The following is a 24,056-nucleotide window of genomic DNA, read 5'->3' as shown; positions in this document are numbered from 1 at the left end:
CCGGCACGCCGAGGACGACGACCGAGGACGAGGACGACGAGGACGATGGCTGTAGACGACACATCCACCCGCACCGACGCGACGGCGCAGCACGTCCTCGGCTCCCCCGCTCTCCGCCGCGAGGGCCGCGCCAAGGTCACCGGAACGGCGCGGTACGCCGCCGAGCACACCCCGCCGCACTGCGCCTACGGCTGGCCTGTCGCGGCGGCCGTGCCGCGCGGCAGCGTCACCGGCATCGACGACGGCGAAGCCCTCGCGCTGCCCGGCGCGCTGGCCGTCCTCACCCACGACAACGCGCCCCGGCTCGGCGAGCCCGACGACCCCACCCTCCACCTGCTCCAGTCCCCGCGGGTGCCGCACCGCGGCTGGTACGTGGCGCTGGCCGTCGGCGAGACGCTGGAGACGGCGCGCGAGATGGCGCGGGCGCTGCGCGTCAGCTACGCCGAGGAGCCGCACGACAGCCTGGTGAGCGCCGACCACCCGGAGCTCTACCACCCCGAGCAGGCCAACGGCGGCTACCCCGGCGACCGGGAGACCGGCGACTTCGACGCGGAGTACGCGGCAGCCCCGCACCGCTTCGACCTCACCTACACCCTCAGCCCGCTGCACAACCACCCCATGGAGCCGCACGCCGCCACCGCCGTGTGGGAGGGCGGCCATCTGATCGCCTACGACTCCAGCCAGGGCGCCACCCTGGTCGGCCAGACGCTGGCCGCGCTCTTCGGCCTCGACCCCAAGCAGGTCACCGTCGTCGCCGAGCACGTCGGCGGCGGCTTCGGCTCCAAGGGCACCCCGCGCGCCCAGGTGGTGCTCGCCGCTATGGGCGCCCGGCACACCGGGCGCGCCGTCAAGGTCGTACTGCCCCGCCGCGAGCTGTGCTCCGTGGTGGGCCACCGTGCCCCCACCATCCAGCGGCTGCGGATCGGCGCCCGCGAAGACGGCACGCTGGCGGCGCTCGGCCACGAGGCGATCACCCACACCTCGACCGTCACCGAGTTCGTGGAGCAGTCCGCCGTACCGTCCCGGGTGATGTACGGCGCCGACGGCATCCGCACCGGTCACCAGGTCGTCGCGCTGGACGTGCCCACCCCCTCCTGGATGCGCGCGCCCGGCGACGCCTCCGGCATGCTGGCGCTGGAGTGCGCCGTCGACGAGGTGGCCACCGAACTCGGCATCGACCCCGTCGAGCTGCGGCTGCGCAACATCCCCGACCGGGAACCCGACAGCGGCAAGCCGTTCAGCAGCCACCACCTCGCCGACTGCCTGCGCGAGGGCGCCCGCCGGTTCGGCTGGGAGCGCCGCGACCCGCGCCCCGCCACCCGCCGCGACGGCCACCTGCTGCTGGGCACCGGCGTCGCCGCGTCCACCTATCCGGTGCTGGTGGCCCCCTCGACAGCGTCCGTCCAGGCGCTCGGCGACGGCTCGGACCCCTCCTACCACGTACGGGTCAACGCCACCGACATCGGCACCGGGGCGCGTACCGTCCTCGCCCAGATCGCCGCCGAGGAGCTGGGTGTGCCGCTGGACGCCGTCCGGATCGACGTCGGCAGCAGCGATCTGCCCACAGCGCCGCTGGCCGGCGGCTCCTCGGGCACCGCCTCCTGGGGCTGGGCCGTCCACAAGGCGTGCCGGGAGCTGCGCGAGTCGGGCGGCAGCATCGTCACCGTCGACACCACGAGCGACGTCCAGTCCCAGGAGGAGTACGCACGGCACGCCTTCGGCGCCGTATTCGCCGAGGTCTCCGTCGACGCGGTCACCGGCGAGGTGCGGACGCGGCGGCTGCTGGGCGTCTTCGCCGCGGGCCGCATCCTCAACGCGCGCACGGCACGCTCGCAGTTCATCGGCGGGATGACGATGGGCCTGGGCATGGCACTGACCGAGCACAGCTCGCTGGACCCGGCGCTCGGCGGCTTCGTCGAGAAGGACCTGGCCGGCTACCACGTCCCCGCGCACGCGGATGTCCCCGACATCGACGCGCACTGGATCGAGGAGCACGACCCGCACCTCAACCCCGTGGGCGGCAAGGGCATCGGCGAGATCGGCATCGTCGGCACCCCGGCCGCCATCGCCAACGCCGTCCACCACGCCACCGGCCGCCGCTACCGGGAGCTGCCGCTGACCCCGGACCGGGTGGGAGTGCTGCTGGTGGAGTGAGCCGGCAGCGGCGCGGTGGCGGGCGGGTCAGGAGTCGGGCAGGTCGACGGGGAGGCTTTTGACGTTGTCCATGGAGTCCCGGTAGGTCTCGGTGCGCTGGACCCGAAGGTCGGCAGCTTCGAAGCCGTCCGTGGAGGAGTTTTCGGCCCAGCTGTCGGTGGAGATGTCGACGTTGTACATCTCCTCGAGCTTCTTCAGCATCGTCTCGTTCTCCAGGACGTCCCGCTTCTGGGCGTCGCTGTAGACGTGGGCGGCGAGGCGGGCTTTGTCGACGCCATCGTGGCCGGAGACCTTGGCGTCGATGTCGTAGGCGATAGCGCTTTCGGCGCCGGTGACGATGGTGCCCAGGACCGCGCCGCCCACTGGGCTCATCCACTTGACGGTTGCAGGGATCACGCCGGTGGCGAAGCCCGCGTTGCCCCATAGGCGGGCGCTGAGTGTGGCTCTTTCGAAGTCCTCGTCCTTTGCGACGGCCGGGCCGACGAGGGCTTCCTGCTGGCCGATGGTCAGGGTGCCGGAGACTTCTCCGGAGGCCTTGAGGATATCCTGGACGGTTTCCTTGAGGCTGGCGTCGTACTTCTGGTCGGCGGGCAGCTCGCCGCCCAGGTAGTGCTCGAGGATCTCCGAGGTGTAGACCTTCTGGGCCTGCCGCACGTAAGCGTTGGAGTCCGGGTCCTGGCCGAGCTGGAGCAGGAATCCGCTCGCGTCGATGTGACTGATATCGGCCTGCGCGCCCTGCAGGGGAAACAATTTGACGTCCCCGGACCCCTCCTTTATCGCGCGGAAGAGATCCGGTGTGTACTCGGCGGCCGCCCTTCCGATGGGCTTGTGCATACCGGGCTCCAGCTTGATGTGGTCGCCCCCTTGGCTCTCCACCCCCTTGATCAGCTCCGACATGATGTGTGCCTGGTCCTTGGTGTGGTTCGGCGGGTGCTCCAGCGGCGCGTCCCACTCGTGCCCGGTCGTCGCCGCGGTCAGCGCGTGGGCGAGCGACTGGTGCCCGCCCTTGACGTCCTTGAGCTTCCCTTCGTCCGCTATCTTGCCGTCGGCCGGCCAGTCGCGCTCCCGGGTGAGGTAGTCGAAGTGGTCCTTGTCCTTGAAGAACTCGGTGGACGCGTCCGGGTTGTGGTTGAGCGCCTCCATGAAGCCGGTGACCGGGTCGTCGCCCGCGTCGTTCTTGGGACCGAAGTTGAGGAACGCCGAGTTGAAGAGGCCGTCGCTGATCCACTTGCTCGGCGGGTCGTTCTTCATGTTGTGGACGGCTTTTTCCTGGTCCTTGTCCATGAGCTTGTCGCCGTAGCTGTTGAGGAAGTTCGAATCCCACTTCCCCGTGCGCATGAGATTGCTGAGCACCTGCGCGTTGTAGGGGCCCGGGGACGCGCCGAACGGCTTGCCCTTCGCCTCGTCGGCGTGGATACGGTCCATGCTGATGTCCAGCATGTCCTTCTTCCACTGCGTCATCTCGGGCGAGTTGGAATTGCTGGCCAGACCCAGTACGACCCCCAGGTTGTCCTGGAGCGCGGCGCGCCTGGCGGCCTCGCCCTTGGTCCAGTCCACCCTGACGGAGCCCGATGGGCCGCGCTGCTCGGTGCGGGGCAAGGCCATGTTGTACCAGAAGTCGAGCGAGCCCTTGGGGCCCAAGCCGGTCGCGAACTGCTCGGCGAAGTCCGCGTTCTTGGCGTTCTTGGCCAGCAGCCCGTTGAGCCTCGACAGCTCCTTCTCGCTCATCTCCGGGCCCTTGTCCTGGGCCAGTTTCAACGCGGCGTCGACGTCTTCCTTGGTTTCCTTGTCGACGTCCTTCAGGTGTGCCGCGATGTCGTCGTTGAAGCCCTTGCCCGCCGGGTCGATCTGGAGAGCGGTCTTGAGCCGCTTGTCGGCGATGGCGGCGTTCTCCAGGATTTCCCGGATGCGGTTGTTGTAGCTGACGATCGCCTCGTGGTACGCCTTCTGCTGGCCGGGAGTCACCGGCTTGCCGTCGGGCGACTGCAGATGGACGACCCCTTCCTTGGGGTTGACCTTGAGCCAGCTCTCGCTGCCGTCCGGGAGCTTGGCGGAGACCGCCTTTTCGATGCTCTTGAGGTCCTCCTGGGCGCCCTCGAACGCCTTGAGGGCCTCGGACATGACGACGCCGATGTTCTCGGCCTCGCCCGCTGCCTCGGTCATCTGGCTGCGGATGTGCCGGAACTTCTTGAATGCCGCCTCGGCGGCGTCGCCCTTCCAGTCGGAGGACTCCAGTGGCCCTGACACGGTGCGGTTGAAACTGGTGATGGACTTCCGCAGCTCCTCGGGGAGCTTTCCCCATTCGCGCACCGCCTCGCGCAGTGGGCCGAGGTTGACGTTGCGGACGTCCGAGTAGGCGAGGGACGGCGTGGGCGACATCGAATGCTCCCCTAGGACTTCGGCTCAGCGGTAGGCACCGTCGGCGCGTACGGCCCGTACAGGGGCTTGTCCGTGCCCTGCGGGTTCAACAGCGACGGGCCGGGGTTCTGGGTGAGCGGGAAGTCCGTCTGGGCGCGGTCGAGCAGGTACGGGCTGTTCGGCCTCAGCAGATCGCCCGGCTTTGCCGGGACGTCCTTGTCCGGCGCGACCTTCTCCAGTTCCCTGCGCCGCTCCTCGTCGGTCATCGTGAAGATCTTCTCGACGGAGGTCAGGGCCTTGGCGACACCGGAGTAGAGGCTCCCCAGATACTTCATCTGGTCGCGCCACAACTCCTGGAAGTCCTTGAACGCCTCGTCGCTGGCGAAGCCCTTCATGGAGCCGGGAACCTGTTCCGTCTCCCGCATGGCGGCGTTGTCCGCCTTGGCGAACGCCTCGCTCACTTCTTTCGCCTTGCCGGCGTGTGACTTCAGGACGTCCTTCGTCACATGGAGCATCTTGCCGTCGCCCTTGCCCCCGGGCCCGCCGGAACCCCCTGGGGAGTCCCCGGCGCCGTTCAACCGCATCGAAGTCGACTGCCTGGCGCGCGTATCGGCCACCAGTCCTGCCCATTCCTGTGCGAAAGACATGCATCCCCGCTTTCGTCGGTGAACATCGCCGACCCTCCAGGAAACTTACAAGAAAAGCCGACGTGCGTCTCCCAAGAAGCGGTGAAGAGCGGGGAGTTGGGGCTCGGACGTGGTTGCGGAACGTTGTGGCGCGTCACGGAATGTCATCGCCTGTCGCAGTGCGTCGCCGTACGTCGCGGAATGTCATCGACTGTCGGGGTGAGTCGCTCCGTGTCGCTGGAAGGTCGCTTTGTGTCGCCGCGCGTCGTGGAACGTGGTGACTCGCTGCGGGCTTCCGCCCCACCGGCCCAGTGCCCGCTCCACCGCTTCGATCGCGCTGTTGAACGAGACCTCGCTCAGCACGCCCGGCGCCGCCACCTGGTCGCCGACGAGATAGCGGCCCTCGCCGCGGTCGACGGCGGGGCGGTCGCGCCAGCAGGTGCCGGGGACGTCCACCGCGCCCGTCCGGCCGTCCGCCGTCGCCTCCGTACGGTGTACGACCCGCTCCCGCCACCCGGGGAAGCCGAGGTCGAGCAGGTGTTCCCCGCGGGCGAGCGCCGCGGCCCGTGGCTCGTCGGGTGCCAGCGGGAACTGGGCCTGGATCAGCGACTGCCCGGCCGGTGCCAGCGAGGCGTCACTCGCTGTGAACCGTTCGATCCACCCCGGAGCGTCCAGATCGGAGACCACGAAGGCGTCACCCCTACGGGCTTCCAGCGCCAGATCCAGCAGCACCGTCCGCCCGCCGGGCCAGCTCAGCCCGGGGTCGTCCAGCAGCGCCCGGGCCGCCGCCAGCGAAGTGGCCACCACGACGGGACCGCGCCGGGCAGCGTCCTCCAGCGCGTCGGCGTCCACCCGCGCCCCCAGCTCGATCCGTACACCCATCTCGCGCGCCCGTGTGGCCATCCGCTCCACCAGGCCCGACCAGCCGCCGCGCGGATAGTGCGCCTCGGGCGGCAGCTTCGTGGCGCGCCGCATCCGCTCGTGCGTGAACGCCGCCGACAGCTCGCCCGGCGCGTGGTGGAAGGTGGCGACGGCCGCGAAGTTCGCCGCTGCCCGCGCCGTCTCCTCCCCCAACTGCCCGGTCGCCCACTCCAGATAGGGCACCCCTATGGGCGCTTCGCGCCTGCGCCGCAGCCGCAGCAGCCCGGCCGGCGGGGCGCGGCGCAGGGTGCCCCCGTGGTGGTAGCGCACCCGCAGCCCCTCTGCGACCGACACCCCGGCCATCGGCGGCAGCAGCCCCCGCTGCTCGAGCCAGCGCCAGTGCGGTCCGCCGTTGTAGAGCGCGTGCGGCCCCTCGTTCGTCCGGTAAGGCCCGTCCGCGGTGCGCGCCCTCCCTCCGAGCGTTTCGCGGGCCTCGTACAGCGTGACCTCGGCACCCGACTCGGCCGCGGCCAGCGCCGCCGTCAACCCGCCGAAGCCGCCACCGACGACGGTGAGGTGAGTGGTGCACACCATGGGAGCCTCCAGCTTCCGCGACCTGCCCGCTTGCATCCCTACGCCCCTGCGACGGACGAGGACCCCGGGGATGTGACATCGCCCGGGTGCGGCCCTCGCCCACATGCGGCGTGCGCTCGGCGCTCGTACGGTGGGGGAGAGGCGGGCGCATTGCCGGAACAGGCGGAAGACCCGGAGGAGGTGCGGTTGCCATGCCGGAACTCCCCGACGTGGAGGGCTTCCGCCGGGTCCTCGCCGACTGTGCGCAAGGCCGGACGATCCAGCACGTCGAGGTGCGCGACGCGGGCGTCCTGCACGGCGTCAGCGCGCGGCGGCTCAGCCACGACCTGGAAGGGCGGAAGTTCACCGAGCCCGAACGGCACGGCAAATGGCTCCTCGCACACACCGGCGGCCCCACCCTCCTGCTGCACTTCGGCATGACCGGCCGCCTCGTGTGCGCGTCCGCCGACGAGGAGCCGCACCGCCACGACCGCGTGCTGTTCACCCTCGGCCGCGAGCGCCAGCTGCGCTACCGTGACCAGCGCAAACTCAAGGGCCTGTGGCTCGCCGACGACCCCGAGGCGGCCCGTCGTCTCGACGAGCAGGGCCCCGACGCGCTCACCGTCTCGCGCGCCGACTTCGACGCGGCCCTCACCGGGCACCGCGGCCGCCTCAAGGCAGCACTCACCGACCAGTCGCTGCTCGCCGGGCTCGGCAACCTGCTGGCCGACGAGATCCTGTGGCAGTCCCGCCTGCACCCCTCCCGCACCACCGGTTCCCTCACCGACGACGAGCGGGCCACCCTCCACCGCACGATGGGCCGGGTACTGCGCACCTCCGTACGCGCCGAGCACGTACCGCCCCGCGACAACTGGCTGACCGGCCACCGCGACGCTCCCGGGCAAGCCCCCTGCCCGCGCTGCGGCACCCGGCTGCGCTCTGCCCGCGTCGCGGGCCGCACCACGGTGTGGTGCCCGCACTGCCAGCAGGAGCCGTCGACGTAGCGCCGAGAGGGTACGGGGCCGGGGCGCTGCTGGGAGACTCCCGGCATGGCTCACCCCTCCGCGTCACCCGCGTCGCCCGCGTCCGCCCCGTCCCCACCGCCCCGGTCCGCCGCACCACCACCCCACGCCTCGGCGGCCGGCACCTGGCGACTGGGCGATATGACGGTCAACCGGCTCGGCCTCGGGGCGATGCGGCTGCCGGGCCCCACCCCGTTCGCGCCGCGCGAGGAGTCCGTGTCCGGCGACCGGGACCGGGCCATCACCGTGCTGCGCCGCGCGGTCGAGCTGGGCGTCAACCACATCGACACCGCGGCCTTCTATTTCTCACCCCTCCGCTCCGCCAACGAGCTGATCAACAGCGCGCTGGCCCCTTACCCGGACGACCTCCTGCTGGCCACCAAGGTCTGGCCGGGCCGGGACCCGTCCGGTGAGTGGACGTGGGCCGACCCGAACCAACTGCGCGGCCAGGTGGAGGAGAATCTGCGCCAACTCGGGCGCGACCACCTCGACCTGGTCAACCTCCGTGTCCCGCCCAGCCGCAGAAGGGCCGACGCCTCGATCGCCGAGCACTTCGGCGCCCTCGCACAGGTGCGTGAAGCCGGTCTTGTCCGGCACCTCGGCGTCTCCAACGTCACCGCCGCGCAGCTCGCCGAGGCCCGCGCCATCGCACCCGTCGTCTGCGTACAGAACGCCTACGGCCTCGGCGCCGCCGCTGCCGAGGAGCAGCAACTCCTCAGCCGCTGCGGCGAGTACGGCATCGCGTACGTGCCCTTCTACTCCCTCGCGGACACCGAGGACACCGACGCCGTCCGCACCGTGGCCCGGGCGCACGCGGCAACACCCGCCCAGGTGCGGCTGGCCTGGACCCTCCACCAGGGCCCGCACGTCCTCGCCATCCCCGGCACCGGCGACCCGGCACACCTCCAGGCCAACATCGCCGCAGGCGCCCTCACACTGACCCCCGCGGACCTGGCCCTGCTGGAGCCGGAAACGCACGAATAGCCCTCAAGGCCCAAGGCGGTACCTCTTTCGCCTTAACCAGGTGGTCCGCCGTGGTCACCGATGGTTGTTCCGCGTAAATAGTCGTAAGAATCGGCGCTATGAGCGGCGACAGCAATGCACAGTCGGGCGACGGAAACCGTGGCCCGAAAGGCGGAAATCCCGAGCGAAGCCCCGGCAAGAATTCCGGCCAGGAGTCCAGCCAGGAACCCGACCAGGAACCTGGGATGGAATCCGGCCAGGAGCCCGGTCCCGAATCCGTCAAGGATGGTGGCCAGGAGGACAGCGCGGAGCAGTGCTCGCCGACGGAGCACGGCCCCTGGGAGCTCCGGCAGGTCCTCCTCGCGCGTACGAACGAACTCCACGCCCTGCTGGAGGACCGGTGGCGCACACACGACAAGGACCACAAGCGCAAAGACCTGCTCGACAAGGCGAAGGAAGAGCTGAGAAGCGCCCGCCGCGTACTGTCCCACGCCCATAAGAGAAGAAAGGCCGCTTCGCATATCGCGGTGGGACAGATCCACGTCGACACCGCGCACAATCTCCTGCTGCGGCTCTCCGACCCGAAGGAGATCGTGGCGATGATGCCGGGCGTACTCGCCTCGGTACGCGAGGTGCTGCCCGCCGACGATCCGCGGCGCGCCGTCGTCGAGAGGATCGCCAAGTCACCGTCGAAGATCACGGGCTCCGAGCGCGAGTCGATCCTCGACGCGGTGAGCGTGGCCCGGCAGGTACGTATCGAGAAAACGCTCCGGATCAGGAGTTTCGTCAATATCGTGCGGTGGGTCTCGGGGGGTCTCGCGCTCGGTGCGATCCTGGTGGCCATTCTGGGCTGGTTCTTCGACAACACCGTGCCGCTGTGTTTCTCCCCCGACCGCGTCTCGGGCGCCGACGCGTACCAGGTCGTCTGCCCTACGCGCTCGGAGCCGGAGGCGAGGGCCAAGCACATCGACGCGAGCCTCGCGGGAACCACGTCCCCGGCGGACTACTTGACCATCGAATTCGTGGGACTCGTGGCCGCCGGAATCGCGGCGGCGGCCACCATCAGACGTGTCGGGGGAACCGCTGAACCGTACAACGTGCCGTTTTCCCTCGCCCTGCTGAAACTCCCCATGGGCGCGCTGACCGCCGTACTCGGTCTGCTCCTGATGCGCGGCGGATTCGTGCCAGGGCTGACCGCGCTGGACTCCTCCGCGCAGATCATCTCCTGGGCCATCATCTTCGGTTACGCCCAACAGGTCTTCACCAGGCTGGTCGACACCCAGGCCCAGAACGTGCTCGCGGCGGCCAGCGGCTCCGGCGCGGCCACCGCCTCGCGCCCCGCGCCCAAACCGCCCCCACAGCCGGACTGACGCGCAACCCCCTTCGTCACGCTCCTTCCATCTGCCCGAACGTGCCCGAATGTCACGGTCCCGTCACACGGCGATCCGGCGTGAACTCCCGTCCCCGTACCTGCATCACACCTCGCAGCAACGACGGAAGGGAGCTCAACATGCTTCGCACACGCTCACGTTGGATCGCCGCGCCCCTGGCTGCGGCCGCCCTGACCCTGTCCTACGCCGGCTACCAGGCCGCAGCGGCCGAACCGACCCCCGCGGGCGCCGCGGCCCGGCCCGCCCCCGCGCCGGTCCCCGCCGACGCGGCCGACGCGGCCGACGCACCGGCCCCGTGCCTGGCCGACGCCACCACGCTGATCGGCGACCTGGACGGCGACGGCCACCCCGACAAGATCACCAACCCCGGTCACACCAGCACCGAGATGACCATCCAGTGGGGCGCCGCCGACGGCACGTTCGGTGAGAAGACCGCCGTCAGGGACCTGCTCGGCGCGAAGAAGGGCGAGGACGCCACCGCCGCAGTCGCCGACTTCGACAACGACGGCACCCTGGACATGGTCGTCAACATCGTCGAGCCCTCCGGCGGGGACGACCCCTCCACGGCACGTCTCGCGGAATACCGTCCGGGCCCGCTGAACCGCACCGACCTGGGCTCCGCCGATGCGGTCCACTCCGACATCGGAGACTTCGGCGAGGTCCGGCAGCTCAGCATCGCCCGCTACAACGACGACGCGTACCCGGACCTCGCGGTCCTCAACAACGCCGGTGACGGCCAGATGGACCGGGACGTGCGCCTGTCCCAGCCGGACGGCGGCCTGGGCGACTTCGACCGCGAGGCCAAGCAGAAGTACGGCGAGTACGGCACCTGGGCCGAACCCCCGGCCATGCCCACCGACGGCTGGCAGCAGTTCTACAACCCCTGCTCCTGACCCCACCCGCACCAGACGGCGCCGTTCCCCGCGCCCCTTCAGGGGCGCGGGGAACGGCGCGAGCAACCCCTGGGGGCACCTCCCGGCCGAAGGCCGGGGGACGGGCAGCGGGTCGATCGTGCGTTCGGGTTACGCCGCTCGGTCGCTGCGGCTACGCGTCCGGTGCAGGCCGACCACGTCGCCGTTCTGCACAGTGAGCTCGTCGCGCTCCTGGGCCGGAGTGAGACGGATCCCGATGTGGTAGTCCTGCACCAGCTTCCAGCCGAGGAAGCCCGCGCCGAGGGTGCAGGCCACCCCGGCCGAGGACAGGCCCAGCCCCAGCGTCACGCCGGTGGCGGGGCCGTTCCAGTGCGTGACGTACATCCCGAGGCTGATGGCGAAGAGGGCGAGTGCGACGACGTTGAGGCCCGCATGAGCCATGCCGACGGTCTTGGCCCCCGAGTCGCGCGGGATACCGAAGGCCCAGTCCACGAACCCGGGCAGAGCGGCGAGCAGCGCACTGCCGACACCGACGACGTTCAGGGCGATGGCCAGATTGAGCCAGAACTGGTCCCCGTTCGCCGCGTACACGGCGAATCCCACCAGGGTGCCGGTGTAGCAGGCGACCGGGAAGCCGATCAGCATCGGATGAACGGGATGACCGGCGATCGTGACTTTGCTGTACATGACACCTCCAGGCGCCCCCTCGGCCGCACGGCTCGTCTTCCAGCGTTCCTTCCAGCGTCACGCCGCTCCCGGAATCCGCAAACGGAGGCTGACGGCGGGTCCGCGGACGGCGGGCCGGTCGTCTGCAGCCGGTCGTCTCGGGCGCTCGTCCCGGTCGGTCGTCCGGGGCGGGAGGGGGGATGCCGGCGGCGACGTCGGAAAGGGCTTTGCCGCCCTGGTGATTTGTAGGATGCGCCAACGCCTGTGCGGGCGCCCGATCCGTTTTCATAGCTTCCTATAGACCATTACTGGGCTCCCGTGCGCGGTCTTGACCGAGGGATCTGCGCAACTTAGCTTCAAACAACCGGCTCGCGATCTGACGGAAGGAGGCGAAGTCGGATGTCGACCTTCTCCGACCTGAATCGCCTCGTTCGGCGGGCCGCCTGGATTCCGGGTCGTGTGGCCCACGGCTGCTGAGCAGCCCCTTTCCGGCGCACCGAGTGCGGCGCCGACGCCTCCCGAATTCTTTCCGCCTGGTGCACATCGTTGCGTGCCGAATTGCGCTCCGGTTTCTCAGGCTGCGCCACCGAAAGAGAAAGCGCTGAAATGGCGACTGGAATAATCACGACGACCGCGCACCGAAATGAGGATGTGCCATGACAGCGGCGCGGATCACGGTCAATGGGAAGGTCACCCCGATTTCCCCGGCCGCACCCCACACCACCGTCCTGGATTTTCTGCGTGAGCGTGGCCTCACCGGGAGCAAGGAAGGCTGCGCCGAGGGGGAGTGCGGCGCGTGTTCGATCCTGGTGGCCCGTCCCGGGGTGAGCAAACCGACCGACTGGGTGGCGGTCAACGCCTGTCTGGCTCCGGTCGCGGCCCTCGACGGCCAGGAGATCGTCACCTCCGAGGGCCTCGCCACCGCGGGCGAACCCGGCACGCCGCCCACGCTGCACCCGGTGCAGGAGGAGATGGCCGTCCGCGGCGGCTCCCAATGCGGTTACTGCACACCGGGGTTCGTCTGCAGCATGGCCGCCGAGTACTACCGACCCGACCGCTGCGGGCATGCGGGCCCGGCGAGCGGCGCGCCTGCGGCCAACGGCGCGCCTGCGGCCAACGGAGCGGCTGCTGCCAATGGTGCCCACGCGGTCAACGGTGCCCACGCGGTCAACGGCGCCCATGCAACCAACGCCGCCCATGCAACCAACGGCACCCCCACAGCCAACGACGCCGACTCCGAGCCCGGCCCGAGCGGCGCCGAGTACGCCCCGGACGACGCCGAGCACGGTCCCAATGGCTTCGACCTGCACGCGCTCAGCGGAAACCTGTGCCGTTGCACCGGTTACCGCCCGATCCGGGACGCCGCGTTCGCCGTCGGGCAGCCGACCGAGAACGACCCGCTGGCGCGGCGTCGCGAACAGGCGCCGCCCGAGCCGGTCGCCACCGAGTACACCCGTGACGACAGCGCCTTCCTGCGGCCGGGCACCCTGGCGGAAACGCTGCGGCTGCTGCGCGAGCGCCCCGAAGCGGTGGTCGTCGCCGGAAGCACCGACTGGGGCGTCGAGGTCAACATCCGCGCACGCCGGGCCGATTGCGTGGTCGCCATCGACCGGCTGCCCGAACTGCGGGAGCTGCGGGTCGGTCCCCAAGCCGTCGCTCCCACCGCCACCGACTCCGACGTCATCGAGATCGGCGCCGCGCTGACGCTCACCGAGATCGAACGCCGCCTCGACGGTCAGGTCCCGCTCCTCGCCGAGCTCTTCCCGCAGTTCGCGTCGCGGCTCATCCGCAACAGCGCGACCCTCGGCGGCAACCTGGGCACCGGGTCGCCCATCGGGGACAGCCCTCCGGTGCTGCTCGCGCTGGAGGCTTCGGTGGTGCTCGCGGACGCGGACGGCGAGCGCGAGGTCCCGCTGGCGGACTACTTCACCGGCTACCGGCAGAGCGTGCGCCGTCCCGGCGAGCTGATCCGCTCGGTGCGTATCCCGCTGCCGCTGTCGCCGGTCGTCGGCTTTCACAAGATCGCCAAGCGGCGCTTCGACGACATCTCCAGCGTGGCGGTCGCATACGCGTTCGACATCGTGGACGGGATCGTCCGCAAGGCCCGAATCGGCCTGGGCGGCGTGGCCGCCACCCCGATCCGCGCCCTCGCCGCCGAGGCGGCACTGGAGGGCGAGCCGTGGGCGGCGGAGACCGTCGAGGCCGCGGCCGAGGTGCTGAAGGCCCAGGGCACACCGATGAACGATCACCGTGCCAGCGCCGACTACCGTTCCGCGATGCTCGGCCAGAGCCTGCTGAAGCTGTACGCGCAGACCACCGAGGCGGTGCCGTCATGAGCCATCTGTCCGAGCGTCCCGAAAAGCCCGTCGTCGGCGTTTCCATGCCGCACGAGAGCGCCGGCCTGCACGTCACCGGCACCGCGCTCTACACCGACGACCTGGTACACCGCACCAAGGACGTACTGCACGCCTGTCCGGTCCAGGCCGTGAAGGCCCACGGCCGGGTCACCGCGCTGCGCACCGAGCCCGCGCTCGCCGTGCCCGGTGTGGTCCGGGTGCTCACCGGCGCCGACGTGCCCGGCGTCAACGACGCCGGGATGAAGCACGACGAACCGCTCTTCCCCGACGAGGTCATGTTCCACGGCCACGCGGTCGCCTGGGTGCTCGGCGAGACCCTGGAGGCGGCCAGGATCGGTGCGGCGGCCGTCGAGGTGGAGCTCGACGAGCAGCCGGCCCTGGTCACGTTGCAGGACGCGATCGCGGCGGGCAGCTACCACGGGGCCCGGCCCGTGATGGAGACCGGCGACATCGACGCCGGCTTCGCCGACTCCGCGCACGTGTTCACCGGCGAGTTCCAGTTCTCCGGGCAGGAGCACTTCTACCTCGAGACGCACGCGGCGCTGGCCCAGGTCGACGAGAACGGGCAGGTGTTCGTCCAGAGCAGCACCCAGCACCCGTCGGAGACGCAGGAAATCGTCGCGCACGTACTGGGGCTGCACAGCCACGAGGTGACCGTGCAGTGCCTGCGGATGGGCGGCGGCTTCGGCGGCAAGGAGATGCAGCCGCACGGGTTCGCGGCCGTCGCGGCGCTGGGCGCCAAGCTGACCGGCCGGCCGGTGCGGATGCGGCTGAACCGGACGCAGGACCTGACCATGTCGGGCAAGCGCCACGGATTCCACGCCACGTGGAAGATCGGCTTCGACGCCGAAGGCCGTATCCAGGCCCTGGAGGCCACCCTCACCGCGGACGGCGGCTGGAGCCTCGACCTGTCCGAGCCGGTGCTGGCCCGCGCGCTGTGCCACATCGACAACACCTACTGGATTCCCAACGCGCGCGTCGCCGGCCGTATCGCCAAGACCAACACGGTCTCCAACACCGCCTTCCGCGGCTTCGGCGGACCGCAGGGCATGCTGGTGATCGAGGACATCCTGGGCCGCTGCGCACCGCGGCTCGGCCTGGACCCCATGGAGCTGCGCGAGCGCAACTTCTACCGGCCCGGCCAGGGCCAGACGACGCCGTACGGACAGCCCGTCACCCACGCCGAACGGATCTCCACCGTCTGGCAGCAGGTACGGGACGGCGCCGCAATCGCCGACCGCAAGCGCGAGATCGCCGCCTTCAACGCCGCTCACCCGCACACCAAGCGGGCGCTCGCGCTCACCGGCGTCAAGTTCGGTATCTCGTTCAACCTCACCGCCTTCAACCAGGGCGGCGCGCTGGTGCTGATCTACAAGGACGGCTCGGTCCTGATCAACCACGGCGGTACGGAGATGGGCCAGGGCCTGCACACCAAGATGCTGCAGGTGGCCGCGACCACGCTGGGCATCCCGCTGCACAAGGTCCGGCTGGCCCCGACGCGTACCGACAAGGTGCCCAACACCTCCGCCACCGCCGCCAGTTCCGGGGCCGACCTCAACGGTGGGGCGATCAAGAACGCCTGTGAGCAGCTGCGCGAGCGGCTGCTGCAGGTGGCCGCCTCCCAGCTGGGCGCGAACGCCTCGGACGTACGCATCGTCGAGGGCGTGGCGCGCGCCCTGGGCAGCGACACGGAACTGGCCTGGGACGACCTGGTGCGTACCGCGTACTTCCAGCGGGTCCAGCTCTCGGCGGCCGGCTACTACCGGACCGAGGGCCTGCACTGGGACGCGAAGACGTTCCGCGGCTCGCCGTTCAAGTACTTCGCCCACGGCGCCGCGGCGACCGAGGTGGAGGTCGACGGCTTCACCGGCGCGTACCGCATCCGGCGGGTGGACATCGTGCACGACGTCGGCGACAGCCTCTCCCCGATGATCGACATCGGTCAGGTCGAGGGCGGCTTCGTACAGGGCGCGGGCTGGCTGACGCTGGAGGACCTGCGCTGGGACACCGGCGACGGGCCGAACCGCGGCCGGCTGCAGACCCAGGCGGCGAGCACGTACAAACTGCCGAGCTTCTCGGAGATGCCCGAGGAATTCAACGTCACGCTGCTGGAGAACGCCACCGAGGAGGGCGCCGTCTACGGGTCCAAGGCCGTCGGCGAGCCTCCCCTGATGCTGGCGTTCTCCGTACGGGAGGCGCTGCGGCAGGCCGCGGCGGCGTTCGGGCCCGCCGGAGTCGGCGTCGAACTCGCCTCCCCCGCGACACCGGAGGCCGTGTACTGGGCGATCGAAGCCGCCCGCGGTGGCGCAGCGGGGAACAGCGGCAACGAGACGCCCACCGCAGCAAGCGCCTTGAGCAATGCCTGACATGGCCTGGGTGGCCGCGGTCGAGCGGTTGCGGGCCCGCCGGGAACCCGGCGTGCTCGCGACCGTCGCGACCGTACGCGGCCACGCGCCCCGCAAGGCCGGTGCCAAACTCGTCGTGGGCCGGTCCGAGACGTGGGGTTCCATCGGCGGCGGCAACATCGAGGCCGTCGCGATCGACCGGGCCCGGGAGCTGCTCGGCACGACGGAGCCGGAACCGGAGCCCGAGCTGATGGACTTCGCCCTCAACGACAAGGTCACCAGCCGGCACGGGGTGCAATGCTGCGGCGGAACCGTCAGCGTCCTGCTCGAACCGCTGCCGGTGGTCCCGGCGGTGGCGCTCTTCGGGGTCGGGCACGTCGGCTTCGAGCTGGCCCGCGTCCTGGCCCGTCACAACCTCGATCTGCACCTGATCGACAGCCGCCCCGACATGCTCACCGACGAACGGCTCGGCGTGCTCGCGGACGCGGTCGCGCAGCTCCACGTACACCACACACCGCTGCTTCCGGAGGAGGCACTGGCCGAGCTCGCACCCGGCACCCACGTCCTGATCATGACCCACGATCACGCCGAGGACGCCGCGCTGTGCGACGCCGCCCTGCGCACCCCCGAACTCGGCTCGATCGGACTGATCGGCTCCGCCGCCAAATGGGCGCGGTTCCGCAAACGCCTGGCGACGGAGGGCGGCCACGACGACACGACCATCGACCGGATCAAGACCCCGATCGGCATGCCCGGGATCACCGGCAAGGAACCCGCCACGATCGCGGTGAGCGTCGCCGCTGACCTGCTGCGGAGCTTCGAACAGACCCGCCTCTGAACGGTGCGGCTCCCCTCACCGCCCAGCCCTCCCACCCTCCCTCTCCCCCTGCCCCCCCGCACTGACAAGGAGCACCCATGACCACCAGCACCCAGGAGACCAGCCTCCACGAGTCCGAGCGCGCCTGGATGGAGCAGGCCATCACACTGGCCACCACCAGCGCCACCAGCGGCGGCGGCCCCTTCGGCGCACTGATCGCCAAGGACGGTCAGGTCGTCGCCGACGCGCACAATCAGGTCACCGCGACCCTGGACCCGAGCGCACACGCCGAGGTCAACGCGATCCGCGCCGCCTGCAAGGAACTGGGTACCTTCGCCCTCGACGGCTGCACCCTGATCACCTCCTGCGAACCGTGCCCGATGTGCCTGGCCACCTCCCTGTGGGCGCGCATCGACCGGCTCGTCTTCGCCGCCGACCGGCACGACGCCGCGGTGGCCGGCTTCGACGACCGCAAGTTCTACGACCTGTTCGAGAAGAAGCCCTCCTCGCTGTGGCCGATGCAGGTCGAACAACTGGACCTCCCCAACCGCACAGCGCCGTTCAACGCCTGGGTCGCCAAGTCCGACCGCATCGACTACTGACCTGGACCGATCCATGGCGTCGCCGAAGGTGTTCAAGGACTTCTGAAGAGGGCCGAAGGCATGGCGGTGGTGCCCACCTGGGCGGGCACCACCGGGAGGCAAGCCGAATCATCCGGGTGCCCCGCTCACGGACGGACTCCATGGACGCCGTCCGCAGCCCACTCGCGGGTTGCCCTCGGGCGTGGTAGTCGTGGGAGGAGGCCGACGACTGGCTCCGCTTCGCACCGGGCAGCGCCTTCTCCTACGAGGAGTTCCCTGCCTCGCAGGGATGACGGCAGGGGTGACGGTATGCAGACGTTCCTGCCCTTCCCCGGCTTCAGGTCCTCGGCCATGGTCCTGGACCGCCGCCGACTCGGAAAACAGCGGGTCGAAGCAGTGCAGGTCCTTCGCGGTCTCACCGTGCCGGACTATGGCTGGCGCCACCATCCAGCCGTACGGATGTGGGCGGGCTATGAGGAAGCGCTGGTCCGATATGGCCTGGAAGTCTGCAACTTGTGGCGGGAACAGGGCCACCAGGACCGCTGCGCGGCCACACTGGTTTCCGACCTCCTCGCCTTCCGTCCCGGTACGTCGGTGCGCCACCAGGCGCAACTGGCCGCCGCGGATGAACTGCCTCCATGGCTCGGCGACGACGCCTTCCACCGCAGCCACCGCTCAGCGCTCGTACGCAAGGACCCGGACATCTACGCGCCGCTCTTCCCCGACGTGCCGAATGACCTGCCATATGTCTGGCCGACCTCGGACCGTTCCGGCGACCCACCTTCCGAGCCCTGAAAATGCCGGCCGTCACTCCTTCCGCGTACAAAAGGAGGTCGGGGCCGGCGATGCGAGTAGTTCCCACCCGAGCGGTCCGGGGAGAGACGGGCCCCGCCGACGACACCGACAACAAACAAGACCGCCGCCACTGACTGGTCCTGCGCCAAGGAGCAGCGATGGGAATCGAGCCCGCGCTCTCTGCTCGGGAATCACGGGGGTCGGTGGCGCTGTTTGCGGGGCTGAGCTGGGCAGATGCCGGATGTCACGGCCGACGGTAGGCGGCCTGGTCGATGCCGGGAACGGGGTCCCGACTCAGCGTCACGAAGCAGGGATGGTCAGGATCGCCGGCTTCCAACAGGAGGGACAGATCTACATCGTGCCGAGCGAAACGGTGGAGGTACTGCAAGAACAGCTCCAGTTCCTCGGCGGAGAGCGGTTCATCGTGTCGGTCGTTGCGCACACCCCACGGTAGGACCAACCGAGCGCCCTGCGACATGCTCGTCCCGAACCACGGGTGGGGTGGTTGGTGGTGTGGGCTGCCTGTGGCTGCGAGGGTTCCTGTACCTCGCTGCTGTACCGCAACAGCGACCCCGCAGTGACCCCACCGGAGACAGCTCACCACGACGGCGGGATCGCCGAACGAACTGGCGCGCGTGCGCATGCCGGGCATTGCCTCGGTGATCGTGGCCGATGCGGGCTCGTCGGCCGCCTCGGCACCCCTCTTGCCGTCCCGACGCCTCGGCTTGCGAGAGTGGTCCGGTGCTGCTGGATCCTGAGAAGACCCTGTTCGTCCGTGGTGCCACGCCGGTGCTTCTGCTGGCGGACGCGCCTGTCCACGATGTCCTGCCGCTCCTGACCGCGCCGGACGGGATGGTGCCCTTGTGCGAGGACTGGAGCATCGTTCCCCGACTCACCTTGTGCGTCGTGGACGGACCTGGGGACTACGGGCTCGTCGTCCCCGCTCTTGCTGCGCCGGTGGTCGGCGGAGCCGACGATGGCACGGCGTCGCGCGGCATGGGCGACTGGTGCGCGGATGCCGAGCAGGCCGGCGGAGCAGTCGTTCTCTCTTTGGAGCACCTGCCCGAGACACTCGACTGGTCTGCCCTGCTGTCCTCGGGCACCGCTCGCGGCGGCTTCATGCCTGCGCTGGCCTGACCGGGTCTCAAGCGGCCACCTCGGGTCGGCGCACCCGGTAGCGAAGATGCGTGACGTCTCGATCGTCGAGCCGCCGAACGAGGTCGAGTTCGATGTGATCACTGCCCAGGTGGTCGAACAGCCTTCGGCCGTCCCCGAGGAGGACCTGGACCAGGTGGATCTCCATCTCGTCCAGTTGCCCGGCTCGGAGGAGTGCCTGGGCCGCCCCTGCCCCATGGACCATGACCGGCCGGTCCCCGGCAGCCGCGCGAGCCCGGCGGGCGCAGTCCTCGACATCGGTGACGAAACGCGCGTGGCCGGGTGGTACGTCCCTGCCGTCCACCTGGTGGGTGAGGACGAAGATCGGCACGCCGTCGTGGTGGTCGCCCTGCCAGCGCCCGGCGAGTTCGAAGGTCCGACGGCCGGAGATCACCGCGCCGGTCGCCATCGCTTCGCGGAAGACCTGGCCGCTCGGACCGTCGGACTCCCGATCGTCGAGCCAGTTGAAAAGCCGCCCGCCGTCGCGTCCGAGCTCCTGCCCTGGCCGATCGTCCGGGCCGGCGATGTATCCGTCGAGCGACATCGACATGTACAGCCGAATGGGATTGGTCATCCTGGTCTCCCTCTCTCCTCCATGGCGCTGGTCTGCCGCTCCCTGATCCGCCGACGGGGCGGGAATGTCACAGGGCAGACTTCAGACAACCGGCAAACTCATCGGCCTGACACGCCGACGACATCAAGGCCCTCGGCGCGAACCGACGAAAGGGATGGGCAAGATGTCCCAGGCGGAGGGCGTGCGACTACTCCGCGACGCAGGGATCGCCGGTGTGCGGCGGCACTTCCCGGGCGAGCCGAAGGCCGGGTGTCCACCCCACTGGGAGGACACCCCCGCCCGACAACGCGAAGCCGCCGACGCCGTCTGTCAGCAGGTGCGGCAGTCCTCGACCTGCGCGGCGGGCCCGCCTCCCGGCTCATGCGGGAACAGAAGCCCCGTTCCGTCGCGTCCTGCTGCACCGCCCAGATGCACAAACACCGCCCAGATGCACAAACACCGCCCAGATGCACAAACACTTCGACGACCCGAAGCCCGGCTACGTTGCGGACCGGCCCGATCTCCCCGACTGACAGAAGGAGACGGCTCGGCAGCAGCGGAACAGCCTGCGGGAGGATACGGCGAACCGGATTCTCACGAACCGGACTCTCACCCAGCCATGGCTTTCAGCCTCATCAGCGCTGGTCAGTCCCCGGTGCGGTACTGCTGCGGGCTGATGCCGTGCACGCGTTTGAACGCCGTGCTGAATGCGGACGCGCTCCCATAGCCCACCTGCCTGGCCACACTCTCAAGGGTGTTTCCCGGCTCCCGGAGGAGGCGAGCCGCAATGCTCATGCGCCAACTGGTGAGATGCTTCATCGGCGGCTCACCCACCAGGTCGATGAACCGACGGGCGAGCGCCGCCCGGGAGATCCCGATCTTGGCCGCCAGAGCACCGACAGTCCACGGCCGGGCCGGGTCGGAGTGCAGGAGTACAAGAGCGGGGCCGATCACCGGGTCGCTGTGGGCCCGGTACCAGACTGGTGGGTCCTCGCCCGGACGCGCGAACCATGTCCGCAGAACATCGGCGAGAAGCAGATCCACCAGCCGGTCCAGCACCGCGTCCTGCCCGGGGCCCTGCCGGGCGACCTCGTGGGCGAGCACATCCCCCAGTGAGGCCGAGTGCCAGGCGTCAGAGTTGAGAACCAACAGCGGGGGCAGCACCCGAAGCAGCCCCCAGCCGACCTCGTCGGGCCTTTGGTACTTGCCGATCACCAGGGTCGTCGAGCCGTCCGGGCTGGTGCCCCAGGTCCGCAGCCCCAGTTCCATGTCCTGGCGCAGTGCCGCCCCGCCCGGGGTGGTGCGCCGTCTGCCGGGGTGGATGACGACCTGGACCGGCGACTCGGGATGATCCGCGAACGTATAGGGATCCGGCCCTCTCATCACCGCAACGTCGCCACGGCCGAGCCGCACCGCCTCGCCGCGCTGCGGAATCGCCCATGCCGCACCCCGCACGACCGTCACGACACACACCAGCGCCCCGTCCTGGACCCGAACCGACCACGGCGGATCGAGGATGGATCGCTGCACGAAGGCTCCCCTGGCTCTCAGACCGTCAAGGAGGCTCGCCAGCGGGTCCATGGACAGCAGCGTAGACGCACAAGCACGAAGACGCGTCTCTCAACGATGGCCCACCCACGCATCAAGTCGTTGACTGGCAGCATGAACAAGCCAGTGGAAGACCAACTCACCCTGGTCCTTGCCGGAACCGGCAAGACCGGGCGCCGGATCGTATCCCGACTCCAAGCACGCGGGCTGCCGGTGAGAATCGGCTCCCGAAAGGGTGAACCACCCTTCGACTGGCGGGACCAGGCCACCTGGGCGCCCGCCCTGCGCGGAGTCCGATCCGTCTACGTGGCCTACATCCCGGACGCGGCATTCCCGGGCGCCGCCGCAGCAGTCCGTTCGTTCTCCTCCTTGGCGGCCCGCAACGGCGTGCAGCACCTCGTACTGGTGGCAGATCGCGGCGCGGCGGAGGCCGTGCGCTGTGAGCGGGCCGTGCAGGAGTCCGGAACCGCGTGGACCGTCATCCGCACGGGCTTCATCACACAGAACTTCAGCGAGGACGTGCTAGCCGGAGCGATCCGAGCAGGATCGGTGGCGCTGCCGGTCGGAGGCGTGACAGAGCCCTTCACCGACGCCGAGGACATCGCCGACGTGGCAGTCGCGGCGCTGACGGAGCCCGGTCACACCAGCCGCACCTACGACGTGACCGGCCCGCGGCTGATGACCTTCGCCGACGCGGTCGAGGAGATCGCGAACGAGACCAGCCGCAAGATCGATTACGTGCCCGTCACCACCGAGCAGTTCATCGCCACTCTGATCGACCTGGGCACGCCCGCCCCATTCGCCGCCCAGCTGGCAGACCTCATGGCGGAGGTCTTCGACGGCCGCCGGTCCCACCTCGCCGACGGCGTGCAGCAGGCCCTGGGCCGCGAGCCGCGGGACTTCACCGACTACGTACGAGAAACCGCCGCCACAGGAGCCTGGAACCCCGTACAGGCCGCAACCGACGGGTAGGGGCGACCATCGTCCAGTGCAGACCCTGCAGACCCTGCAGACCCTGCAGCCCGCCGCAGCGGGCAACAGGGCTGTTGCCGGCTACTCGCCCACTGCGTCGACCAGTGAGGTTGCACGGACGTCGTGGGGGCCGCCGATGAGGTGGTTCCTCGCGTGGCTGAAGGCGATGCCGTGTTCGGGGTCGACGAAGGCGAGGGAGCCGCCGAGAAGGGCGACGGGGGAGCCTTCGGGTGCGGATCTGGTGCAAGACGCTTCGAGCGGCCTGGACAACACAAGGGCCCAGGCTGGGGATCCCCTGTCCTGGGCCTGATTCCTTGGAGCGCGACGGGAATCGAACCTGCGCTCTAAGCTTGGGAAGTACCGGACATCAAGCGGGGAACCCGGTGCTGACCTGTTGAAACGTGGCTCCCTGGGCCAGTGCTGGGGCAGGTCCTGGAGAGCCGCTGTTGACTGTGAATCGCCGCCCTGACGGGCACGCATCGGGCACGGCGGCCGACGGTGCTGAACTCCGCGTTCGCACGTGCCCTGGTCGCGGTTGCAGATACGGCTTCGGCTGACCGGTGTCAGATGGACTGGGTGCCCCCTCTGGGGGGCCGCAGAGCGCGCCGCCGGGGGGGATGCCGGGGATGCTGTGGTACGTGCCCGTGCTGCTTTAGTCGGTATTTGACCGCAGCCAGTGGCCGCGAACCTGCCATGCTCCCTCGCGTGAGCTTGCAGTATGCAATCGCATGCATATACCTTTGAGTGCGTGGATGGGCAGTATGTGATCGAGGTTGAGCCCGAGGTGCGGGACTGGCTTGATTTGCTGCCCTTCCGCCTCTACCGCCGAGTGGAGGACAAGGCAGACCGTCTACTTGCCGAGCCCACGACACTCGGCGAGCCGTATTCGCGGCACCTGGGCGGCAAGCTGCGTGAGCTGCGGTTGGCACTTGACGGGGATGCCGTCCGTATCCCCTACTGGCTCGCCCCGGGCCGTCGGATCGTGCTGCTGACCGTCTTCCGCAAGACCAGAATGCATGAGACTGCCGAGATCGAGCGGGCCCATCAGGCGCAGAAAGCCTGCGAGGCCGAGCATGGTCCGGCCCAGCACACCTACGACCGAGTCAGGGAGGCGTGATGAACCACAACCAGTGGAAGACGCGTCGTGCCAAGCAGCTTCTCGGTGAAGCTGTGGAGTACGACCAGGAGTACATCGACGCACGTCTCGCCGGTGACCTCGGGCAGGCCATCTACGACCGCCGCGTCGAACTCGGCCTGTCTCAGACCGAACTGGCCGCTTGTGCGGAGATGACGCAACCGCAGATCTCGCGCATCGAGGGTGGAGACACCGTCCCGACGCTTCCCCTGCTGCGTCGCCTCGCCAAGGCCCTGGACGGCTCGCTGAACGTCGCGCTCACAGCGGAAGACTCCCGGGTAACCTTCACCCCGTATGCGGCCTGAGCGGTGC

Annotated in this window: 21 protein-coding genes and 2 pseudogenes; 15 read left to right on the top strand and 8 right to left on the bottom strand. The window is 69.8% G+C overall.

What is annotated here, in order from left to right; all coding sequences use genetic code 11:
• Positions 1 to 45 precede the first annotated feature (45 nt).
• Complete coding sequence (locus HC362_RS16020) at positions 46 to 2,154, top strand: xanthine dehydrogenase family protein molybdopterin-binding subunit (RefSeq protein WP_243084641.1); 2,109 nt, start codon at positions 46 to 48, stop codon at positions 2,152 to 2,154.
• A gap of 27 nt (positions 2,155 to 2,181) precedes the next feature.
• Here HC362_RS16020 and HC362_RS16015 read toward each other — a convergent pair whose 3' ends face one another.
• The 3 genes from HC362_RS16015 to HC362_RS16005 form a co-directional block, all read right to left on the bottom strand.
• A complete protein-coding gene (locus HC362_RS16015; RefSeq protein WP_243084640.1) occupies positions 2,182 to 4,533 on the bottom strand; it encodes a PPE domain-containing protein in 2,352 nt (783 codons plus the stop codon).
• A gap of 11 nt (positions 4,534 to 4,544) precedes the next feature.
• Positions 4,545 to 5,159 (bottom strand): type VII secretion target, encoded by a 615-nt coding sequence (locus HC362_RS16010; RefSeq protein WP_243084639.1) that lies wholly within the window; start codon positions 5,157 to 5,159, stop codon positions 4,545 to 4,547.
• 183 nt (positions 5,160 to 5,342) lie between these two features.
• A complete protein-coding gene (locus tag HC362_RS16005) occupies positions 5,343 to 6,593 on the bottom strand; it encodes an NAD(P)-binding protein (protein WP_243084638.1) in 1,251 nt (416 codons plus the stop codon).
• Positions 6,594 to 6,784: 191 nt separating this feature from the next.
• Between HC362_RS16005 and HC362_RS16000 the strand changes: the two genes are divergently transcribed.
• From HC362_RS16000 to HC362_RS15985, 4 genes are all read left to right on the top strand, one after another.
• Positions 6,785 to 7,576: a DNA-formamidopyrimidine glycosylase family protein gene (locus HC362_RS16000; RefSeq protein ID WP_243084637.1), complete on the top strand. Its 792-nt coding sequence runs from the start codon at positions 6,785 to 6,787 to the stop codon at positions 7,574 to 7,576.
• Positions 7,577 to 7,735: 159 nt separating this feature from the next.
• On the top strand, positions 7,736 to 8,578 hold the full coding sequence (locus HC362_RS15995) for an aldo/keto reductase (protein ID WP_243088622.1): 843 nt from the start codon (positions 7,736 to 7,738) through the stop codon (positions 8,576 to 8,578).
• A gap of 224 nt (positions 8,579 to 8,802) precedes the next feature.
• On the top strand, positions 8,803 to 9,927 hold the full coding sequence (locus tag HC362_RS15990; protein WP_243084636.1) for a hypothetical protein: 1,125 nt from the start codon (positions 8,803 to 8,805) through the stop codon (positions 9,925 to 9,927).
• Positions 9,928 to 10,067: 140 nt separating this feature from the next.
• Positions 10,068 to 10,841: a VCBS repeat-containing protein gene (locus HC362_RS15985; protein ID WP_243084635.1), complete on the top strand. Its 774-nt coding sequence runs from the start codon at positions 10,068 to 10,070 to the stop codon at positions 10,839 to 10,841.
• 129 nt (positions 10,842 to 10,970) lie between these two features.
• Here the strand turns inward: HC362_RS15985 and HC362_RS15980 are convergent, their stop codons facing one another.
• Positions 10,971 to 11,507 carry a DUF2231 domain-containing protein gene (locus HC362_RS15980; RefSeq protein WP_243084634.1) on the bottom strand — a complete coding sequence of 179 codons (537 nt, stop codon included), beginning with the start codon at positions 11,505 to 11,507 and terminating at the stop codon, positions 10,971 to 10,973.
• 635 nt (positions 11,508 to 12,142) lie between these two features.
• On the opposite strand from HC362_RS15980, the gene HC362_RS15975 reads away from it, so the two are divergent.
• The 5 genes from HC362_RS15975 to HC362_RS15955 all read left to right on the top strand — a co-directional run bounded on the left by HC362_RS15975 (position 12,143) and on the right by HC362_RS15955 (position 18,381).
• A complete protein-coding gene (locus tag HC362_RS15975; RefSeq protein ID WP_243084633.1) occupies positions 12,143 to 13,822 on the top strand; it encodes an FAD binding domain-containing protein in 1,680 nt (559 codons plus the stop codon).
• Positions 13,819 to 16,209 (top strand): xanthine dehydrogenase molybdopterin binding subunit, encoded by a 2,391-nt coding sequence (gene xdhB, locus HC362_RS15970; RefSeq protein WP_243084632.1) that lies wholly within the window; start codon positions 13,819 to 13,821, stop codon positions 16,207 to 16,209. The genes HC362_RS15975 and xdhB overlap by 4 nt, the downstream gene beginning before the upstream one ends.
• Before the next feature lies 1 nt (position 16,210).
• On the top strand, positions 16,211 to 17,026 hold the full coding sequence (gene xdhC / locus HC362_RS15965; protein ID WP_243088621.1) for a xanthine dehydrogenase accessory protein XdhC: 816 nt from the start codon (positions 16,211 to 16,213) through the stop codon (positions 17,024 to 17,026).
• A gap of 77 nt (positions 17,027 to 17,103) precedes the next feature.
• Positions 17,104 to 17,607 carry a nucleoside deaminase gene (locus tag HC362_RS15960; RefSeq protein ID WP_243084631.1) on the top strand — a complete coding sequence of 168 codons (504 nt, stop codon included), beginning with the start codon at positions 17,104 to 17,106 and terminating at the stop codon, positions 17,605 to 17,607.
• A gap of 288 nt (positions 17,608 to 17,895) precedes the next feature.
• Entirely contained in the window at positions 17,896 to 18,381 is a 486-nt protein-coding gene (locus HC362_RS15955) for an MSMEG_6728 family protein (RefSeq protein ID WP_243084630.1), read from the top strand.
• 244 nt (positions 18,382 to 18,625) lie between these two features.
• On the opposite strand, the gene HC362_RS15950 is transcribed toward HC362_RS15955, so the two are convergent.
• Positions 18,626 to 18,823 (bottom strand): hypothetical protein, encoded by a 198-nt coding sequence (locus tag HC362_RS15950; protein WP_243084629.1) that lies wholly within the window; start codon positions 18,821 to 18,823, stop codon positions 18,626 to 18,628.
• Positions 18,824 to 19,122: 299 nt separating this feature from the next.
• Between HC362_RS15950 and HC362_RS15945 the strand changes: the two genes are divergently transcribed.
• Positions 19,123 to 19,518: a hypothetical protein gene (locus tag HC362_RS15945; protein WP_243084628.1), complete on the top strand. Its 396-nt coding sequence runs from the start codon at positions 19,123 to 19,125 to the stop codon at positions 19,516 to 19,518.
• Between the two features lie 7 nt (positions 19,519 to 19,525).
• Here the strand turns inward: HC362_RS15945 and HC362_RS15940 are convergent, their stop codons facing one another.
• Positions 19,526 to 20,110, bottom strand: coding sequence for a dihydrofolate reductase family protein (locus HC362_RS15940; protein WP_243084627.1), 585 nt, complete (start codon positions 20,108 to 20,110; stop codon positions 19,526 to 19,528).
• A gap of 163 nt (positions 20,111 to 20,273) precedes the next feature.
• On the opposite strand from HC362_RS15940, the pseudogene HC362_RS15935 reads away from it, so the two are divergent.
• Positions 20,274 to 20,622 (top strand): annotated as a pseudogene (locus HC362_RS15935) (hypothetical protein).
• Between the two features lie 112 nt (positions 20,623 to 20,734).
• Here the strand turns inward: HC362_RS15935 and HC362_RS15930 are convergent.
• Positions 20,735 to 21,670 (bottom strand): AraC family transcriptional regulator, encoded by a 936-nt coding sequence (locus HC362_RS15930; protein ID WP_243084626.1) that lies wholly within the window; start codon positions 21,668 to 21,670, stop codon positions 20,735 to 20,737.
• A gap of 81 nt (positions 21,671 to 21,751) precedes the next feature.
• On the opposite strand from HC362_RS15930, the gene HC362_RS15925 reads away from it, so the two are divergent.
• On the top strand, positions 21,752 to 22,609 hold the full coding sequence (locus tag HC362_RS15925) for an NAD(P)H-binding protein (protein ID WP_243084625.1): 858 nt from the start codon (positions 21,752 to 21,754) through the stop codon (positions 22,607 to 22,609).
• Between the two features lie 81 nt (positions 22,610 to 22,690).
• Here HC362_RS15925 and HC362_RS15920 read toward each other — a convergent pair.
• A pseudogene (locus tag HC362_RS15920) lies at positions 22,691 to 22,813 on the bottom strand (esterase); the annotation flags it as partial.
• Positions 22,814 to 23,357: 544 nt separating this feature from the next.
• Here HC362_RS15920 and HC362_RS15915 point away from each other — a divergent pair.
• The gene (locus HC362_RS15915; RefSeq protein WP_243084624.1) at positions 23,358 to 23,726 is read left to right on the top strand and encodes a type II toxin-antitoxin system RelE/ParE family toxin; all 369 of its coding nucleotides are present in this window, start codon (positions 23,358 to 23,360) and stop codon (positions 23,724 to 23,726) included.
• Positions 23,726 to 24,049 (top strand): helix-turn-helix transcriptional regulator, encoded by a 324-nt coding sequence (locus tag HC362_RS15910; protein ID WP_243084623.1) that lies wholly within the window; start codon positions 23,726 to 23,728, stop codon positions 24,047 to 24,049. The genes HC362_RS15915 and HC362_RS15910 overlap by 1 nt, the downstream gene beginning before the upstream one ends.
• Positions 24,050 to 24,056 lie beyond the last annotated feature (7 nt).

This window comes from Streptomyces sp. 891-h (assembly GCF_022760275.1).
GTDB lineage: Bacteria > Actinomycetota > Actinomycetes > Streptomycetales > Streptomycetaceae > Streptomyces > Streptomyces spirodelae.
Note: the sequence above shows the minus strand (reverse complement) of the source record. Positions and strands in the feature narration are given on the sequence as shown.